Genomic DNA, 18,717 nt, shown 5'->3' on the forward strand with positions numbered 1-18,717 from the left:
AGGACGGGTAGAGCTTCAATAAAGGTGCTTTGGGAAGGATGGTTTAAACTACAAACCATCCTTGAAGGCTACGAGCTCGCAATGTCTCTTGAGCACTAGACTTGTGATCAAGAGACAGTATCTATAGGGGGCTCGATAGCATCGTAATTCTGTGTTAAACGAGGCTCATACTGACTCGTTTCCCCGCCTAAGAAACCGTAGAAATGCTCGAATCCATAACCGTTAGGCCAACGGTCTTTGGGGCCCATCGCGGTCGTTTCAACGACGGGAGTGTTATGCCATTTACCAAATGCCGATGTCTTATAACCATAATTCTTCAACACTTCTGCGATGGTTGCAGCTTCTTTGGGAATAACACCAGTATAACCATCCCACGCTACCGCTCTTTCTGCAATTGTCCCACTACCGATACGAGTATGATTTCTTCCTGTCAGCAAAGAGGCACGGGTAGGGGAAGAGATAGAAGTCGTGTGAAAGGAATTAAAAACAATGCCTTCGTCAGCGACTTGCTGAAAGGTCGGGGTTTCCACAGCCCCACCAAACGTCTTAGAAACACCAAACCCAACATCATCGAGCAGAATAATAAGGATGTTAGGGGCATTATTGGGTAAGTAGTTTGGACGTTCTGGCCACTTCATTGTCGAATCTTGTAGCCGTGCTTTTGCTTCTCCCTCCATCGGCGGTTGAGCAAAAGGCAATACGCTTCCGTCATTAAGTTGGTCTTCAGCATAAGAATTAGGGGCCAGTAGACAAGCAACGGCAATACTTATTAGAGAACGTTTCATATCTTGTTCCTTAGCGAGATAGCAGGATATCGAACAAATACATTACTGCTTCAGCCCTACGTCTTTAGGTGGAAATTGTTTCAGCGTCTTGATGTGCTCTTTTGCATCCGCTGCGATGGAAGCAAGCCAAGGGTTTAGCCTATGTCCTAATGGCATTTCTTCCTTAGGATCAATGTACAAGTTGAACAACCAAGGCGATAAACCCACTTGTTGCTTAATGGAATAGTCTATGCCCATAAAGTCAGAGAGCTCTTGCGTTGCTTGGAAGTGCATTTTGTATTCTCGGATTCGAATCGCAGCTAATTCGGTTTGCGTCCAAATGTAGATATGTTCACGCTTACTCTGACCGTTTGGAGCCACAAGGAACGAGCTTTGATCAATACCATCGTAGTATCTATCCGAAGGGAGAGTGTCCATTGCAACGCCCCCTAAAGTTAAAGAGGTATTAAACAAATCCATCAAATCAAATAAGCCCGTTGAGTGGCGAGGTTGGATGACGCCTTTCCAATAGGCGATCCCAGGAACGCGAACACCGCCTTCCCAAGCCGATGCTTTACCCCCTCTGAATGGTGTATAGCCGCTATCTGGCCATGTGTCCCTTTGTGGTCCGTTGTCTGATGTAAAGAAAACAAAGGTGTTCTCTTCGATGCCCGCATCAGCAAGGGCTTTCATCACTTCACCGACTAAATAATCCACCTCGACAACGTTGTCTTTATAAGGATATTTACTTTCACTCGCCCCTTTAAACTCTTTGCTTGGGTAGTTATCAGCATGAACTCTTAAGAAATTGTGATAAATGAAAAACGGCTTATCCTCTTTTGACAGTGCTTTAATCTTGTCGACAGTAAAGTCCATCAGCTTTTGGTCGGCTTGAACAAACTGCTCAATACTTGTCGTTTCTTCAACGACGTCTTGGCCTTTGCCTTTTTGGCCGTAAAACATGTCAATATGACCCGCCGCCTTTTTAAACGCGGCTGCCTTTTCTTCGTCCAGCACAAGGTCTGGGTAGCGTTTATCATCGAACTGCTGGGTTATCTCTTTTTGGGATGCATAGTAGCCTTGGAACTCATCAAACCCGACCTCCCAAGGGCGCATACCTTCCTCTTCACCGGTATGCCATTTCCCTGTGAGTACCGTGTGATATCCGGCATCACTTAAGAGTTGCCCGATGCTCGCCTCACCTTCCCATGGATTGACGGCGACTTTATCACCGGCAAGGATCGGGCGAATGAGCCCCGTCCGAATAGGAAGACGCCCGAGCATCATCGCAGAACGTGTTGGCGTACAGGTTGGTTGAGAGTAAACCGACGTCAACGCCAAACCTTCCGCAGCCAGCTTGTCGATGTTCGGAGTTGCAGCTCCCACAACATCACCGCCGCCCCAAACACCGCCAATATCGCCATAGCCGAGATCATCAACAAGTAACCAGATGATGTTGGGACGTTTTCCGTTCTTTGTTGCTAGCTCAGACAGTATCTTGCCTGTCTCTTGTTCCTGTTGTTTCCTTGGAATATCAGGCTGCATATTTTTAGAGGTAGCTTCCGCTCTTGATAGCGTGCTCGCGAAGCTGGGCACAACGAAACACGTAGAAATGAACAGCAATGAGAATGCGGTAACCCAATGACTTGTGGTGTGCTTCATGATTATTTCCTTGTTTAAAAACCGACTAAAAGCGTGAAGAAGGTGTTATCTCCTTCTAATCGATGATTGGTTTCAAACCCGTCTAGCCAGTTGAGCTCTCCCGTTCAATTTGTTTTTTGTTCTTTGGTTTTTGTTCTTTGTATCGCTTGTCGGTCTAGTTTTCTCTTAGCCGTGAAACGAGTAATGGATAATCCTTTGTAGAATGCTGATAAAAAGTTTGTAGGCCGGAGCAAAGGTACTGGAGGCCGGGTTCGCCATCTGGCGTTAATAAGAAACGATCTTTTGGACAGTGCCCCCAGCACAATTTAAGAAAGGGGCATTCCCTGCAATATTTAGGAAGTGTTTGGTGCTTCGCGTAAGCAAAGTCTTTTTGACGTTGACTGAATGCGAGATCGCCTTGGTGAACATCTTGGATATTCCCTAACTGGTATTCGGGGTAAACAAAATGGTCACAGCTGTACAAATCTCCATTATGCTCAATGGCCAAGTTTTTACCGCAAATCTGGCTGGTCACACACTTTTGGCTGCCATACCCTAATAATATCGATACCAAGTTTTCAAACTGATCGACGAAGACTTTGCCAAAATCTTTTGCGAACCATTCGTCCCAAATTGCATTTAAAAATAGACCCCACTTAGCGCTATCAACGCTCCAAGAAGTCACGATAGAGTCGGGGTGGGTCGGCTTTGATTGAGGTGAATCTTTGGTGACGAGCCTTTGCTCAGAGCCCTTATTCGGAGCACAGGTAGTAAAATCCGTTTTCTCAACGCAAGGAATAAACTGAATGGTTCGGGCGTTCACATGATCTCGAAGAAATCGGTATACCGCTAACGGATGCTCAACGTTCGTGCTATTGACGACACACAAAGCACTGAAAGGGATCTCATGTTTACGTAATAATGCTATTGCCCTCATTACTTTATCGTGGCTGCCATGTTTTCCTTTGCTATAGCGGTAAACATCATGCATCTCTTTTGGTCCATCGATAGACAAACCGACTAAAAAGTTGTGGTCTTTTAAGAAAGCACACCATTGCTCATTTAAAGCAATCCCATTCGTTTGCAGATCGTTTTCAATGCGCTGATGCTTCTTCTTGTACTTTGTTTGAAGTTCGACAACCCGCTTAAAAAAGTCTAACCCCATCAACGTTGGTTCGCCTCCTTGCCAGCTAAACACGACTTCATCGCCAGTTTGAGCCTCTATATACTGTTTGATATGGAGTTCTAACATGTGGTCGCTTAGCCTGGGTCGAGTGGGTTGATCAAGCAGGGACTGTTTATGAAGATAAAAGCAGTACTGGCAATCCAAGTTACATTGGGAGCCACTAGGTTTGATCATGGTATGGAAACGATAAGTTTCGTTGCTCTGCTTAATTGGAAGCTTTAGAGGAGGGCAGTCTAGTGTGCGTTTGAGTGACTCGAAGCGCATCGTTTGATTCACCATAAGGATCGAACCCGATCAATATACATAGACTAAAACGTAGTGCTAATAATTAACATCGTCAATAAGTCATGATGGGTGAGGGTTGTTACTGAATGAGTTTGAAGTGGGGCGTATGGGGAAACAATTTGCTTTTTAGATTACGTATAACACTGCAATTGAACAAAAACGCTGAAGAGGTGGTTATCAACGAACAAGGCGAGCCAAGTGCACCACCTTGTTTGATCTTGTTTAAGGACCTTTGAGCGAGATATCAAAAACCGTTTGGGTTATCGATAATATAGACCCAGCCACCGTCAACATAATGCATCACCTCTAACGCTGTTCCTTGTATACTCTTGCCCTTTAAAGCATTCGAGATTTCCCAATCAGAGCGCACCATGGCAACGTCGTCGTTAATATGGATAGAAACGCTTTTCGTGAGCATGTCTACATCGCCGTTCATGTAGCCTTTCAATACCTGCTTAATTTCTTCTCTGCCCTTGGCTTGATTACCTTCTTTATCTACAACAAGCACCGCGTCTGGATGAAAAAGTGTTCCTAATCCCTCCAAATCTTTGTTTGCAAAGTACTGAGCAAATAACGCATGTAATTCAGAGGGAGTTTGTGGTTTTGAATAAAGAGTCTCTGCATGTAAGCCAAGAGAGACAAGATAAGTAAACAGCAAAATGTAACGCATATCGTCATCCTTTTAATACTGGCGTAGGTCGCACCTGTCCCTTCACCTTGTTGGAGTCACAATAGATAAGTTGGTTACGATTTAAAATTAGCTTCCCAAAAGTAACTAGTTACTCATAAGTAACTATTGGTTTGTGATGCCGCGTTTGATTACACTGCTATCACAGAGCATGAATTAAGGAAGGGCGATGTCGGCAACATTGGATCATCAAGTACAGCCAGCGGGGTATTGCAGTGTCGATAAATACTTAACCTTGATATCGACAAAATGGACCGCTCACATTGTATGGTTACTAGGGCAACAAGAAGAGATGCGATTCGGCCAGATTCGTAAACAGCTAGCGCTGGTATCGAGTAAGGTACTGACTGAGCGCTTGAAGCTGTTATCTGAGTATGGATTTGTGTGGCGAAAGCAAGAGGACACCATTCCAGTTACCGTCAATTACGGGTTAACCCCAAAAGGTAAAGAGCTGGCTTGCGTCGTTGAACTCATTGTACAAAAAGCTGATGATTGGGATGCAGAGTAGGCGAGAGATTACCTGCTGGATTACCCCGGAATTATTGATTTACAAAACAGAATCAAAATTGCTAAAGATAACGTCTGAGAAGCGCTACAATGCAGGTGTTGCAAGAGCGCAACCAAGAATACTCATTCACAGAAACCTTAAAGTAACCATACATGTCTAAAGATTTCGAATTCACCACAGAATACATACTCGACAAGCCTTTCTTTGCCGAATGTTATGACCAAACTAGTCAGCCGACTAAGTTCCCACAAGCGTATTTGAAAGGATTGCTCTTTCTTATTTTTGGTGTGGTCTTATTGGAGTTCGAGCTGCTACCTAACGGTTATGTCGGTTGGTTCTTTATTGTATTGAGTGTGATTGAAGCGTGCAGTGTTTACTTCAAAAGGACTTGGTGGCTGTGGCGTCAGACCATCAGCTCAAGCCGGGGCAGTAAAGTGGTGTTTGAAGTGAATGCGGATGGCGTGCGCTACAAAAGCGGTAAAATCGATCGCAGCCTCGCTTGGAAAGAAATCGACCAGATCGAACAAACCGATTTGGGCTTCATCCTTCATATTGGTAAACAGCGCCAATACATCAGCAAATCTTGCTTAAATGAAGAAGTTATCGTGTTTATGGTGAAGCAGCACGCTGCATCGAAAGTGAGCTAACAAATCCTTACTGACAAAAGAGGCGAGCCAAGTGGTTCGCCTTTTTTAGTTATTGTTCTAATTCTCTTAAAACTGAGTTTGGTACTTCTATTCTATCAACGGGGTACGGGTGAAAAATCATTCCGTTTGTTACACGAAAAGCGAAATAGGTTTGATCTTGTATTCCGTAAGCATACCTGACTCTGTGTTTGTTGTGTTCTTCAAAAGAAGAACTCTCCAACAGTGGTTGCATTATATTAAAATCTTCATGTGGCATTTTAGAACCCCATCCAGTTCTTGGGTGATGTTTAGGAGAAAACTCGCAAGTTAATCTATTGTTACTTAGATAATTTTCGACCTTTTTGAAAGTATTGAAAATGGGCCTAGGTTCTGTGTCCACAACTTGACTCGGTTCTTCTAAAAGACTCAATGTTACATTTGACACGTTAATAGGGTTGAAAGATACGACCGGGTACTCTTTTTTTGAGTATAAGCAACTATTTGACTTACTTCTAATGACGTTAGCTATAGCATCATTGATTAGGAGTAATTCTGGTTCGCAAGTAACGCTATTAGATAGGCAGTTAGGATCAATACTGTCTATGATTGCATCAGTACTCATCCATTTAGTAATGGCTTGTGTTACTTGAGTCGTAAAGTCGTGGCTATTTGACCAATGTCCATTGCTTATCTCATAGAATGGACAGTAGTCTAGAAGTGAGTCAACAAAATCTTGAAGAAGGATTAATTCACATTCACCAAGCTGTTCTACTTCTAATAATTCGATTACGTCATTTATCGTGTCATCATAGAGATGAGGATGGTTTTCAAAATGATCTTTATCCCATATTAGTGTTGATGGCTCTAGAAAAAGCTGTGACATTAATTACCTTCCTGAATGCTTGCTCTAGATTTTTTCTTTTTGACTATTTGAGCTTTTAAAATAGCTCTAACATCTTGGTCATATTGGTCAAAGAACCCATCAGGCCATAAATTAAAATTACCTAACTCGTCAAGGCTCATTTTAGAGTATTTTGTGGTTTTATTATTCTTGTCGAATTCAACAAAAATTAAGTTTATTATTTTCTCTAAGCCATTATCGGACTCTGCGACTCTTCGCCTCATTCTCGTAATTAAATGGTCGCTGTGAGTTTCTACAATTGTCGAAACTCCTTTTTTATGTAGAGCGTTCATGAAATCAAATAGCTTAGCCTGAACCGTCGGGTGAAGGTGTATTTCAGGTTGCTCAAGAATAAGAGTGCTACCTTTCTCTAATGCCATGCTTTGCACTATTATCGGGAGAATCTGACTTATACCAAACCCTACATTGTTAATGGAAACTTTAGTTGAACTATTCGGTAGAGTTAAATTTATACGATAAAGAACACCACTACTATCGTTGTCTAGTTTCATATCTGAAGCTAGATTGAAGAAGTCACAAACCCAATATTTAGTACTCTCAAGTATAGTCGAACTAGTGCTTACATCTGTGCCATCTTGATAATAGTCAATTGAATTGTGATGATGTTTAGCAAGAAACTGTGGTGTAAATTCACCTCTGGTTCCAACTAATGAACTACCAGAATCTTCGAAGTAGTAGTAGTTTTTAGGTGATTCTCTCAATGGCCCTATATAGTAAATACTCTTAAACTTATAGGATATGACTCTACTTACATGGTCAATTACTGGAATCCTAACATATCGGCTTCCATTATCATTTTCGTATGTTATAAATAGCCTATCTAACAATATATCACCAACGGATAATTGTGTTTCTATGTTTATATCATTAAGTAATGTGTCGTCATAATGGCTTAATATATAGTCGAAGTTTTCAGAAGTTGTCACTGAATAGTTGTTTGAACGAGTTCTGGTAAATACTATGCTCTTTGGAGTATCCTCTTTCTCGAATATTTCAAGCTTAATGCTTTTTATATATATTCTGCTTCCAATGCTTTGCCTTCTTGATTCAAACTTAATATTGTATATTATTTCGTTAACATCTTTTAATTTTTCTTTTAAGCTTTTTCTATATGTTGGTTCTTTTTGTATGTCATCATTGTCTAATATGAACGAAAATTCCATATTGCCATCATTGTGATGCTTTGAAGTGATATCTTCAAATCGACCAAGAGATAATAATGGTTTGTTGAATTTTAATGATTCTTGCTCATGTCTATCTTCAATGTTTTGTTTTAAGAATAACAAGGCATGGATTAGACTTGATTTACCACCGCTGTTTTGACCTGCAACAACATTTATATTATCTAAATCAAACTCTTGAGTATTGGTTATAGCTTTAAAGTTCGTAATCTGTATTTTCATTTCAAATTTTTTCCAACTACAGCCACGCGGTCGACTATTTTAATGTCTTCTTCAGAGACTTCCATGGTACTCTCACCGAATGCGATAGCTAGTTTCTTTCCTGTTAATCGTTGAATTTGGTTTATTGATAGCTGCCGTCGATATCAATTAAATATTTTCCTGAAGCGGCATTTACAATGACTTGGATTACATGATAAATCCCATCTGTTCTTCAGCACTACAAGTGGACACTCAAGTAAGCAACGCTCTTTAATTCATAGTTTTCTGACCTAAGGTTTCCAAGGGCACTGTGCCTTCTTGCTCGATTATAATCAACCTAAATATACTCAAAATGTAGCGGCCGAGACAACTACAACCTTTACGGGGCTAGTTCTAGCTCAGAAATGCCCCTTTCAACTTAAAACAACGGATGATTGCACTCTAGCGCGTGTTATCTGGCCAATTTATCCCAATCCAGACGCTTCTTGAAAGGAGTTAGGTTGTTGCAAGCGTACTAAGTAAGTCGACGCATAGAATTCTTAATTTATGCTACGCAGATATCAAATTAGGTCTAAAATTTTCGGACATCTTTGCTTTAAAAAGGAGCTTGCAATGAGAAGAGAGTTCGAACGTTGGATGGTCAAAGAAGAAAAGAAAAAACCTAATACTGCTTATCAATATGCTCAGTCCATCGATAAGATATCACATCACTATTCTACCCATACGCGACAAAATATCGATTTGTACCGGGTTGTTGACACAGAGGTGTTGAGAACGATCAAAGATGATTATTCCTTGCATGGAAAATTCAGCGACTTTGGAGGCAAAGGAAACGGAACAGTCAGGAATGCCGTTGCAACATATTACAGATATCGTATTGAATGGGCATTGAACTCGTCGATTACGACTGGTGAGATCGGAGATGAATCTGTACCTTCAGATAACGAAAGCAAAGCGTCAGAAGACGAGATAACATTCAATCTTTCATATGAGCGTGATCTGCAATCCTCTATGATTCTTCAGATAGAAGGTCTATTTCCTGAATACCAGATTTATGGTGGGGAGACATTGGAAGGAGTTGAGTTTGCCATAAATGGTAAAAGGATAGATATTCTACTTGAGCATAAGGTAAAGAAAGAGTTACTTGCTATTGAGCTCAAAGCAGGAATCGGCGATTTTAGAGTTTTCGGTCAAATTGCAATGTACCTTGGCTTACTAGAAGAGAGATTTCCAGACCGTGAATGCAGCGGAGTAATTGTATGTGGCCAAGTAGATGAATCTTTAGCCCTTGCATGCAAAATGAGTAATCGAGTGTCTTTGAAGCAATATGACATGCAACTTGTACTGACAGACTATAACTCTGGTTAAACATGTAGATCTAACCGTTGTCACAAAGGTCACTCTATGAACTATTTCAAATAAGGCTATACTTCCTTCTAGCATTTAGGAGGATATATATGAGAAGACTACTTTTATCTTGCTTCATAGCGTCTCTTGCTGGGTGTTCAGGTGTCAACAACAGCATATGCAGCAGCGCACTCATTGATGTTGATATAAATTCATATAGTAGTTTGTCACGTCCCCCTAGCTCAATTGTACTGAGCTCAAGCATTCGCGGGGATGAGGGCTTTGTTGAAATTCTATGCGATGCTTTTTCGGACCAAGGCGTGCGTTGTACGCATGTTAATAGTGTCATATCTCCTCTAGTAAGCCATACCACAACAGAAGTTAAGGGGTTACTAATTGGAAACGGAATTGACGGTTTTTTGCATATCAATCTCATCAGTTCATCTGGTCGAAATCACTCGCTTGGCGTCACAAGTCAGACCACTACGAATATGTACGGAAGCATCGACCAGCTAGGTAATTTTACTGGTACAGCACATTCAAGAACTACTTCTTATGAACAAAGAGCTATGTCCTCAAATCTGGCTTTTGATGCCTATCTATATAATGTTGAAACTGGAGACTTAATTTACAAGGCTTCGCTTTCGTCGAGTGCATTTGGGAACTCTTGTGTTGCTTTGGAAGTTCAAGCTCACGAAATTGGAAACGAACTTTCAGAGGACTTAGTTCGATTCTAACCATGTCACTTCTACGTTTAGAACTTTGTTTGGATGAACACATCAAGCAAGTAGATTTGGTGGTGAGCTATTTGCTTGGTTGGCGTAGAGCCTATTTTGGGAAAAGTGAGCTATTCTGAGTTATTAAATCAATAAAGCTAGGCAGGAAGGAAGGGCACAACGATGTGTCGTTGGAGAGTTGATTTGGCCAATCTAAAAGAGGTTTTGTAATATCCTAGATTGTCCTTGAAAAGCTATAACTCACTTTTGTCCAAAGATGGTTTTCAATTACGACGCATGAGAGTTGCTCTGTTTCAGTGCACCCCTTTAAAAGAAAAAGCGAACCTTGCAGAGGTTCGCTTTTGAATTATTAGGAATCAACCAACTCCATTGAGATAACCATCTTCATTAAGTCGTTAACTAACTTAATTAGTTATCCTCACCTACAAAAATTAATCTTCGTAGTTATCGATGCTTGGGCACGAGCAGATTAGGTTACGGTCGCCGTATACGTTATCTACGCGGTTTACTGTTGGCCAGTACTTCCAAGATTTGGTTGCTTTAGAAGGGAAGCAGCCAAGTTCACGAGAGTATGGGCGATCCCATTCATCTTTCGCTAGGTCAACTTGAGTGTGTGGCGCGTTAACAAGCGGGTTGTTATCTAGCGGCCATTCACCGTTCTTAACCTTAGTCATTTCTTCACGGATTGCGATCATCGCATCACAGAAGCGGTCTAGCTCTTCTAGATCTTCCGATTCCGTTGGCTCAACCATTAGCGTACCTGCTACAGGGAACGACATGGTTGGTGCGTGGAAACCGTAGTCCATTAGACGCTTCGCGATGTCTTCTTCGCTGATGCCTGTTTCTTCTTTTAGTGGACGAATGTCGATAATACATTCGTGCGCTACACGGCCATTAGTACCACGGTAAAGAACAGGGTAGTGAGGGCGCAATTGCTCCATCACGTAGTTTGCGTTCAGAATCGCTACTTTTGTTGCGTCTGTTAGGCCAGCTTCGCCCATCATTGCGATGTAAGCCCAAGAGATAGGCAGGATAGACGCACTACCCATATCCGCTGCTGAAACTGCGAAGTTTTCGCCGTCTGCACCGTTTTCAATGTGACCTGGTAGGAAAGGCGCTAGGTGCGATTTCACACCGATAGGACCCATGCCCGGACCGCCACCACCGTGTGGGATACAGAAGGTTTTGTGTAGGTTTAGGTGAGAAACGTCAGAGCCGATGAAGCCCGGCGTGGTTAGACCAACCTGTGCGTTCATGTTTGCGCCGTCTAGGTAAACCTGACCGCCCGCGGCATGAACCATTTCACACACTTCTTTCACTTGCTCTTCGTATACGCCGTGCGTAGAAGGGTAAGTGATCATGATGCTTGATAGGTTGTCTTTGTGTTTCTCGATTTTCGCTGCTAGGTCAGTGACGTCGATGTTACCTTCTTCATCACACTTAACCACAACCACTTTCATTGACACCATAGACGCTGTTGCAGGGTTAGTACCGTGCGCAGAGCTTGGGATCAAACATACGTTGCGGTGACCTTCGCCACGGCTTTCGTGGTAGCGTTGAATCGCGATAAGACCTGCGTACTCACCCGATGCACCAGAGTTTGGTTGTAGTGAGAATGCGTCGTAGCCTGTGATTTCACATAGCTTTTCTTTCAGATCTTTTGCTAGCGCTGCGTAACCGGCTGCTTGTTCTGCTGGTGCGAACGGGTGGATCGAACCAAACTCAGGCCACGTTACTGGAATCATCTCTGCTGCTGCGTTCAGCTTCATCGTACAGCTGCCCAGTGGGATCATGCCGTGCGTTAGTGAGAAGTCTTTGTTCTCTAGCTGTTTTAGGTAACGCATCATCTGTGTTTCGCTGTGGTGTGTGTTGAACACTGGGTGCGTTAGATATTCTGTTGTGCGGCGCAGTGCTTCTGGAATTGCAGCAAACTCGTTGCCTGCGATTTCCGTTGATAGTGCTGCGACTTCTTCTTTCACACCGAATACTGCGAATAGGGCTTCTACGTCTGCCACGGTTGTGGTTTCGTCGAAGCTTACACCTAGCTGAGTACCCAACTTACGTAGGTTAAGGTCTGCGGCGAGTGCTTTCGCGTATAGGTCTTCAGTTTGTGCAACAGTATTGATGGTGATGGTGTCGAAGAAGCTGTTGTGAGCAAGCTCGAAGCCGCCTTTCGTTAGGCCAGCAGCTAGGATAGCGGTCATGTGGTGCGTACGACGAGCAATCGTGCGCAGACCTTCCGCACCGTGGTAAACCGCGTAGAAAGACGCCATGTTCGCCAGTAGGGCTTGAGCGGTACAGATGTTTGATGTCGCTTTTTCACGACGGATGTGCTGCTCACGCGTTTGCATTGCCATGCGCAGTGCTTGGTTGCCGTTAGTATCGATAGAAACACCGATAACACGACCTGGCATTGTACGCTTGTGCTTGTCACGTGTTGCCATGAAGGCTGCGTGTGGACCGCCGTAACCCATAGGTACGCCGAAACGTTGTGCAGAACCGATTGCTACGTCTGCGCCCATTTCACCCGCAGGTTTCAGTAGGGCAGAAGCCAATAGGTCAGTTGCTACGGTTACTAGAGTTTTGTTTGCTTGCGCTTTTGCGATGATGTCCGTTAGGTCACGAACTTCGCCCGTTGTGCTTGGGTATTGAACGAGTGCGCCGAATACGTCTTGCTCTGGCAGTGAATCTAGAGAACCGACTAGGACTTCAAAGCCGATGAATTTCGCACGAGTTTTTACTACTTCGATGGTTTGTGGGTGAACGTCGTCAGCAACGAAGAATACGTCACTCTTGCTCTTACCCGCACGCTTACAAAGCGTCATCGCTTCTGCGGCTGCCGTTGCTTCGTCAAGCAGTGACGCGTTTGCGATTTCCATACCAGTAAGATCCATCACCATTTGTTGGTAGTTTAGAAGTGATTCCAAACGACCTTGTGAGATCTCTGGTTGGTAAGGAGTGTAAGCGGTGTACCAGCCCGGGTTTTCCATCACGTTACGTAGGATTACGTTTGGTGTGAAGGTGTTATAGTAACCCTGACCGATGAATGTACGTTTGATTTGGTTTTGATCAGCGAATTTACGCATCGCTGCCAGCATGTCTGCTTCGCTTTTCGCTTCTGCCAAGCTCATTGGCTGCTCTAGGCGAATTTGTGCTGGTACGGTTTCGTCGATAAGCGAATCTAGGCTTACTGCATTGATCGCTTCCAACATTTTCTGTTGGTCAGATTTGTTTGGTCCGTTGTGGCGAGCAACGAACTCGTTTTGTGTGCTGAGGCTTTGAAGTAATTCAGTCATTGTCCTTTACCTACTCCTTGGTTCGGGTAACGGATTTACGCTACTGATAATATAAATTATACGTCCGAACCTAGAAAAAAAGCTGTCCACTAATCGTTATGCTAGGGGACAGCTTTCGTCTCATCCTAATTACTCTTCTTCGATAGAGCTTAGGTATTCTTCCGCATCTTTTAAGTCATCCAACTCAGATGGGTCTGAAAGCTTCACTTTCACAATCCAACCACCTTCGTATGGTTCTTCGTTGATTAGCTCTGGGCTGTCTTCTAGTTCTTCGTTGATTTCAACTACTTCGCCAGTGATTGGTGAGTAGATGTCTGAAGCCGCTTTTACAGACTCCACCAAAGAAAAGCTTTCGCCTGCTTCGACTTCATCTTCCACGTCTGGTAGGTCAACGAATACTACGTCACCTAGCATCTCTTGAGCGTGCTCAGAAATACCGATAGTTGCTGTGCCGTCACCGTTGTCACGTACCCACTCGTGGCTATCTGTAAACTTCAGTGTTTTGTCCATTGCTTAATCTCCAAATAACTTGTCAGGATTTATTCTGATATAAAAAATCGTTTACTGGTAAAGAGGGAAGCGACTGCAAAGCTCTTTCACTTGCTTGCGTACGCGTTTTTCTACTTCTGCGTCACCTTCTGGGTTGCTAACCAAACCATCCAGTACGTCACCAATCCAATTACCAATGAGTTTGAATTCTTCAGCGCCAAAGCCGCGGCTTGTACCCGCAGGCGTACCTAAACGGATGCCCGATGTAATCATAGGCTTCTCTGTGTCGAATGGGATGCCATTTTTGTTACATGTGATGCCTGCACGCTCTAGTGCTTCTTCTGCTTTGTTACCTTTCAAACCTTTAGGGCGAAGGTCAACCAGCATTAGGTGCGTGTCAGTACCACCAGTTACGATGTCGCAACCGCGAGTTTGCAATACTTCTGCCATGACTTTTGCGTTGTTGATCACTGAATCAATATAAGTTTTGAATTCAGGACCTAGGGCTTCACCGAATGCCACTGCTTTAGAAGCAATCACGTGCATCAGTGGGCCGCCTTGTAAACCTGGGAATACCGCAGAGTTGATTTTCTTAATGATGTCTTCGTGGTTAGTCAGGATCATACCGCCACGTGGGCCACGCAATGTTTTGTGCGTTGTTGTAGTAACAACGTGTGCGTGAGGAAGCGGGCTAGGGTGCGCGCCTGTTGCGATAAGACCAGCGATGTGCGCCATGTCGACCATAAGAATCGCGTTTACTTCGTCTGCGATTTCACGGAATTTTGCGAAGTCGATAGTACGTGGAATTGCACTACCACCTGCGATGATCATTTTAGGTTGGTGCTCAAGTGCTAGCTCACGAACGTCTTCGTAGTTGATTTCTAGTGTTTCGCGGTCAACGCCGTATTGCACTGCGTTAAACCATTTTCCAGAAAGTGCTGGACGAGCACCGTGAGTTAGGTGACCACCTGCGTCTAGAGACATACCAAGAATGGTGTCGCCAGGTTGCAGCAGTGCCAGTTTTACTGCGCCGTTTGCTTGTGCGCCAGAGTGTGGTTGAACGTTTGCGTATTCACAATTGAAAAGTTTTTTCGCGCGTTCGATAGCAATGGCTTCCACTGTATCTACGTGCTCACAACCACCATAGTAACGGCGACCTGGGTAACCTTCAGCGTATTTGTTTGTTAGGCATGTGCCTTGAGCTTGCATTACCGCTTTAGAAACGATGTTCTCAGAAGCGATAAGTTCGATTTGTTCGTTTTGGCGAGCGAATTCTGCCTGAATTCCAGCAAAGACAGCGTCATCTGTCGCAGAGAGGTTGGTAGAGAAAAAGTTTTCCAAGCTGTGGTTAGGGTAACTCTTGTTCATGGTAGTTGACCTTCCAAATCTGAAAATGAACCCGCAGTAGAAATAGTTGTTTGATTGCGATGGTGGCTCATTTGTCCTCAAAACAGCTGAACTGCATAGCAGAACAGAGTGACTTTCGGCCCGAATAAGTGGGCAAAACTCCGTCGGATTGTGGTTTTCCTTCTCCAATCTCTTACGGAAATGTGCATCTCTACATCTAACAAGTTGGTAACATAGCGCCTGCGGCACGAACAATCAACCAAAAATTTCCTATAGGAAACGAGATTTCTGGTTTTGTTAACAAGAGCACGCTTTAATTAACTCGGTGGACTTTTATCCACTATAGGCTTCATGCACAATGCTAATAGAAAGGAATAAGGGAGTTTTAAAGAGGGATTTATGGCAGAAAGTATTTACGATGAATACCCGTCAATGACGTTGGCGAAAGAGCAGCAAGACCAAAATATTGAACCGCTTAAGCTCGGTCAACGCATCAAAGATATCCGCTCCAAACTCGGCATTACGTTAGAAGAGGCGAGCCAACGTACTGGCCTTGCGCGTTCTACGCTAAGTAAGATAGAGAACGAACAGATTTCTCCGACGTTCCAAGCCATGCAAAAACTAGCGCACGGCTTGCAAATCGATATGCCGCAACTGTTTGAACCACCAAGAAAAAAGGTGGCGACAGGGCGTAGAGATGTTACCAAGAAGAAAGAGGGTAAACCACACCCAACCCAAACCTACGAGCATGAGCTTCTGGCGACTCAACTTTCCAATAAGAAAATGATGCCTTTTAAAAGCCAAATCCGTGCCCGCAGTTTTGATGAATACAAAGACTGGGTTCGTCATGATGGCGAAGAGTTTTTGCTTATCTTATCCGGTGAAGTGATGTTTTATTCGGAGTTCTATGAGCCTGTTGTATTAAGCGAAGGTGACAGTGTGTATTACGATGCGAACATGGGTCATATGTTGACCAGTGTGAGTGAGGAAGACGCGCACATTTTGTGGGTCACAGCCAAATAGTGATAAATAGTTGTAAATTTCCTATAGTGAAGGCAAACGATTGCTATTGGTTTTAAATGCGTTATGATGGCGCTCTGTTGATGATATCTCACTCAACAGAGCGCCTTTTTTGTGCGTTTTGTTGTGATTAAAATGTTAAAAGTCACACTTTTGAAAGTCGAGGGATGTCTTGTTCGTGCAAAATTGAATCAAGCGTGTTTATTATTGGAAACATTATTCGATGCGAATGCCGACAGCATTCTCGGGTCTATCTAAATGGAGACGAAAATGACTCAAGAACTTCTGAAAACACCACTGCATGCACTTCATGTTGAAGTAGGCGCAAAGATGGTCCCGTTCGCGGGTTACGACATGCCAGTTCAATACCCACTAGGCGTAAAGAAAGAACACTTACACACACGTGATGCAGCAGGTCTGTTCGATGTTTCTCACATGGGTCAACTTCGTTTGATTGGTGATGGTGCAGCAGCGTTCTTAGAGACACTGGTTCCGGTTGATATTGTTGACCTAGGTGCGGGCAAACAGCGTTATGCTTTCTTTACTAATGAGCATGGCGGCATCATGGACGACTTGATGGTGGCTAACCTTGGCGATCATCTGTTTGTTGTTGTGAACGCAGCATGTAAAGAGCAAGACATTGCACACCTTCAGGCGCATCTTCCTTCTGGCATTGAGCTTGAGATCATTGATGATCGCGCACTGCTTGCGATTCAAGGTCCTAAAGCGGCAGAGGTACTAGCACGCTTTGCTCCTGAAGTAGCAGAGATGCTGTTTATGGACGTTCGTAAAGTTGAACTACTCGGCGTTGAGTGCATTGTTTCTCGTAGTGGTTACACGGGCGAAGATGGTTACGAAATCTCGGTACCGGCTGACAAAGCAGAAGAGCTTGCTCGTAAGCTAACTGGCGAAGAAGAAGTTGAGTGGATCGGCCTAGGCGCACGTGACTCACTGCGTCTAGAGTGTGGTCTGTGTCTATACGGTCATGACCTAGACACAACAACAACGCCTGTTGAAGCAAGCCTACTATGGGGCATTCAAAAAGTACGTCGCGCTGATGGCGAGCGTGCTGGTGGTTTCCCAGGCGCAGACATCATTCTTAAGCAAATCGAAACAAAAGATGTTGCTCGTAAGCGTATTGGCTTAGTAGGTCAAACCAAAGCACCAGTGCGTGAAGGCGCGGAGCTGTTTGATGCAGAAGGCAACAAGATCGGTGTGGTAACCAGTGGTACAGCAGGCCCTAACGCAGGTAAGCCAGTATCAATGGGTTATGTACGCGCAGACCTTGCGGCGATCGGTACAGAGTTGTTCGCAGAAGTACGTGGCAAAATGCTACCAATGACGGTAGAAAAAATGCCGTTCGTTCCACAACGCTACTACCGCGGATAATTAGCTTATTGATTTAGTGAGCTAATTAAAGATCGTCATTCAGCGAGACTAGGTGAAACTAGGCGAGACTTGGAATCTACCTCCCACGCGCTGTATAACTACAGTGCTGCGTTTAGGAATAAGTAACTATGAAGTAGGTTCCTTTCGTTTCCTCGCTAAAGCGACAAGTACAAACAAAAATGCCGAGCTAAGTGCTCGGCATTTTTTATGTTCTTTTGAAAGTTCAACTTATGCGGTCAGTTCTTCAATCGGACAGCACATCTTAATCACGATTTCACTCAAATGCTCTGGGTGAATCATGTCTTCTTTGCTGATACCAAATTGGTTCGCCATGATGGTGTTGAACAGCTCCCAATGGTTGATCAGTAGCTTATCTCGGTTTTCTGCCATCGCTGGCCATGTTTTTTGCATCATCGGCGTTAGGCTCACTGCGCCATGAGCGAACAGCAGCATTTGCCACTTTGATTCCCATTGATCGGTCGGTGTTTCAGGGAACTCACGATTATATTCTGAGAATAGCTGAGTGAAGATCGCCGCGAATTCATCTTCCGAACGTAAGAAGTATTGCAGTAGGGCGTCGTCGTCTTGGCGAATCGCATCCGCAATCATTTGGATTGGGTGCGGGTTCATGAGTGCAAATGCCAGCATTCTTACCATGAACAAGTAGATTTTTTGATTAGACGGGGTGTTTTCTGGCATTTCGTTGACCAACTGTGCCATGTAGCTTTGCATGAAGTCATCCATACCGTCGCTCACTGCTTGCCAGATCTTCTCTTTACTGCCGAAGTGGTGGCGAATCAAACTATGGGAGACACCAGCCTTTTCACTGATGTTGCGAAGCGAAACTCGTTCGTACCCTAACTCACAGAACATATCTGCCGCGACTCTAAGAATCAGGCACTTAGTTTGCTCAGCGGCTTCGGCACTTCTACGGCCTTGCTTTCTTTCTGTCATAGTTCGAATTTTCCCGAATATTAATCAACGCGCCTATTTTTACCAGAAACCGGACACTTTGACTAATTATTTTATTATCCACATGGAAAATATGTTGATCATTTTTTTGCGATCAATATACTGCACGACTGTGTAA

At 43.8% G+C, this 18,717-nt stretch carries 16 protein-coding genes; 6 read left to right on the plus strand and 10 right to left on the minus strand.

Translation table 11 applies throughout. The features are described 5' to 3' along the window. Positions 1-107 precede the first annotated feature (107 nt). The 4 genes from GXP65_RS00005 to GXP65_RS00020 form a co-directional block, all read right to left on the minus strand. Complete coding sequence (locus GXP65_RS00005; RefSeq protein ID WP_205455415.1) at positions 108-785, minus strand: sulfatase-like hydrolase/transferase; 678 nt, start codon at positions 783-785, stop codon at positions 108-110. A gap of 42 nt (positions 786-827) precedes the next feature. Beyond that, positions 828-2,426 (minus strand): sulfatase-like hydrolase/transferase, encoded by a 1,599-nt coding sequence (locus GXP65_RS00010; protein WP_162091655.1) that lies wholly within the window; start codon positions 2,424-2,426, stop codon positions 828-830. Between the two features lie 154 nt (positions 2,427-2,580). Continuing rightward, on the minus strand, positions 2,581-3,870 hold the full coding sequence (locus tag GXP65_RS00015) for an anaerobic sulfatase maturase (protein WP_346265894.1): 1,290 nt from the start codon (positions 3,868-3,870) through the stop codon (positions 2,581-2,583). A gap of 250 nt (positions 3,871-4,120) precedes the next feature. After that, positions 4,121-4,546, minus strand: coding sequence for a nuclear transport factor 2 family protein (locus GXP65_RS00020; RefSeq protein WP_162091656.1), 426 nt, complete (start codon positions 4,544-4,546; stop codon positions 4,121-4,123). A gap of 187 nt (positions 4,547-4,733) precedes the next feature. On the opposite strand from GXP65_RS00020, the gene GXP65_RS00025 reads away from it, so the two are divergent. Continuing rightward, positions 4,734-5,072, plus strand: a complete 339-nt coding sequence (locus tag GXP65_RS00025) for a helix-turn-helix domain-containing protein (RefSeq protein ID WP_162091657.1) — start codon at positions 4,734-4,736, stop codon at positions 5,070-5,072. A gap of 152 nt (positions 5,073-5,224) precedes the next feature. Further along, entirely contained in the window at positions 5,225-5,719 is a 495-nt protein-coding gene (locus tag GXP65_RS00030; RefSeq protein WP_162091658.1) for a YcxB family protein, read from the plus strand. 49 nt (positions 5,720-5,768) lie between these two features. Here the strand turns inward: GXP65_RS00030 and GXP65_RS00035 are convergent, their stop codons facing one another. Beyond that, a complete protein-coding gene (locus GXP65_RS00035) occupies positions 5,769-6,581 on the minus strand; it encodes a hypothetical protein (protein WP_162091659.1) in 813 nt (270 codons plus the stop codon). After that, positions 6,581-8,023, minus strand: a complete 1,443-nt coding sequence (locus GXP65_RS00040; RefSeq protein ID WP_162091660.1) for a DUF3696 domain-containing protein — start codon at positions 8,021-8,023, stop codon at positions 6,581-6,583. Before GXP65_RS00040 ends, GXP65_RS00035 begins: the two co-directional genes overlap by 1 nt. 591 nt (positions 8,024-8,614) lie before the next feature. Between GXP65_RS00040 and GXP65_RS00045 the strand changes: the two genes are divergently transcribed. After that, a complete protein-coding gene (locus tag GXP65_RS00045; protein ID WP_162091661.1) occupies positions 8,615-9,370 on the plus strand; it encodes a PDDEXK nuclease domain-containing protein in 756 nt (251 codons plus the stop codon). An 89-nt stretch (positions 9,371-9,459) separates the two neighbouring features. Continuing rightward, the gene (locus GXP65_RS00050) at positions 9,460-10,086 is read left to right on the plus strand and encodes a hypothetical protein (RefSeq protein WP_162091662.1); all 627 of its coding nucleotides are present in this window, start codon (positions 9,460-9,462) and stop codon (positions 10,084-10,086) included. Positions 10,087-10,517: 431 nt separating this feature from the next. Here GXP65_RS00050 and gcvP read toward each other — a convergent pair whose 3' ends face one another. The 3 genes from gcvP to GXP65_RS00065 all read right to left on the minus strand — a co-directional run bounded on the left by gcvP (position 10,518) and on the right by GXP65_RS00065 (position 15,239). Continuing rightward, positions 10,518-13,382: an aminomethyl-transferring glycine dehydrogenase gene (gene gcvP, locus GXP65_RS00055; protein ID WP_162091663.1), complete on the minus strand. Its 2,865-nt coding sequence runs from the start codon at positions 13,380-13,382 to the stop codon at positions 10,518-10,520. Positions 13,383-13,511: 129 nt separating this feature from the next. Further along, the gene (gene gcvH / locus GXP65_RS00060) at positions 13,512-13,892 is read right to left on the minus strand and encodes a glycine cleavage system protein GcvH (protein WP_005431364.1); all 381 of its coding nucleotides are present in this window, start codon (positions 13,890-13,892) and stop codon (positions 13,512-13,514) included. A 51-nt stretch (positions 13,893-13,943) separates the two neighbouring features. Then, positions 13,944-15,239 carry a serine hydroxymethyltransferase gene (locus GXP65_RS00065; RefSeq protein WP_162091664.1) on the minus strand — a complete coding sequence of 432 codons (1,296 nt, stop codon included), beginning with the start codon at positions 15,237-15,239 and terminating at the stop codon, positions 13,944-13,946. Positions 15,240-15,617: 378 nt separating this feature from the next. Here GXP65_RS00065 and GXP65_RS00070 point away from each other — a divergent pair, with 378 nt between their 5' ends. Both GXP65_RS00070 and gcvT read left to right on the plus strand, forming a co-directional pair. After that, on the plus strand, positions 15,618-16,241 hold the full coding sequence (locus tag GXP65_RS00070) for an XRE family transcriptional regulator (protein WP_005431308.1): 624 nt from the start codon (positions 15,618-15,620) through the stop codon (positions 16,239-16,241). A 267-nt stretch (positions 16,242-16,508) separates the two neighbouring features. Beyond that, entirely contained in the window at positions 16,509-17,627 is a 1,119-nt protein-coding gene (gcvT, locus tag GXP65_RS00075) for a glycine cleavage system aminomethyltransferase GcvT (protein ID WP_162091665.1), read from the plus strand. Between the two features lie 228 nt (positions 17,628-17,855). Here the strand turns inward: gcvT and GXP65_RS00080 are convergent, their stop codons facing one another. Then, positions 17,856-18,581 carry a TetR/AcrR family transcriptional regulator gene (locus tag GXP65_RS00080; protein ID WP_005431288.1) on the minus strand — a complete coding sequence of 242 codons (726 nt, stop codon included), beginning with the start codon at positions 18,579-18,581 and terminating at the stop codon, positions 17,856-17,858. Positions 18,582-18,717: the final 136 nt, after the last annotated feature.

It is taken from the genome of Vibrio sp. LB10LO1 (assembly GCF_010092875.1).
Classification (GTDB): Bacteria; Pseudomonadota; Gammaproteobacteria; order Enterobacterales; family Vibrionaceae; genus Vibrio; species Vibrio campbellii.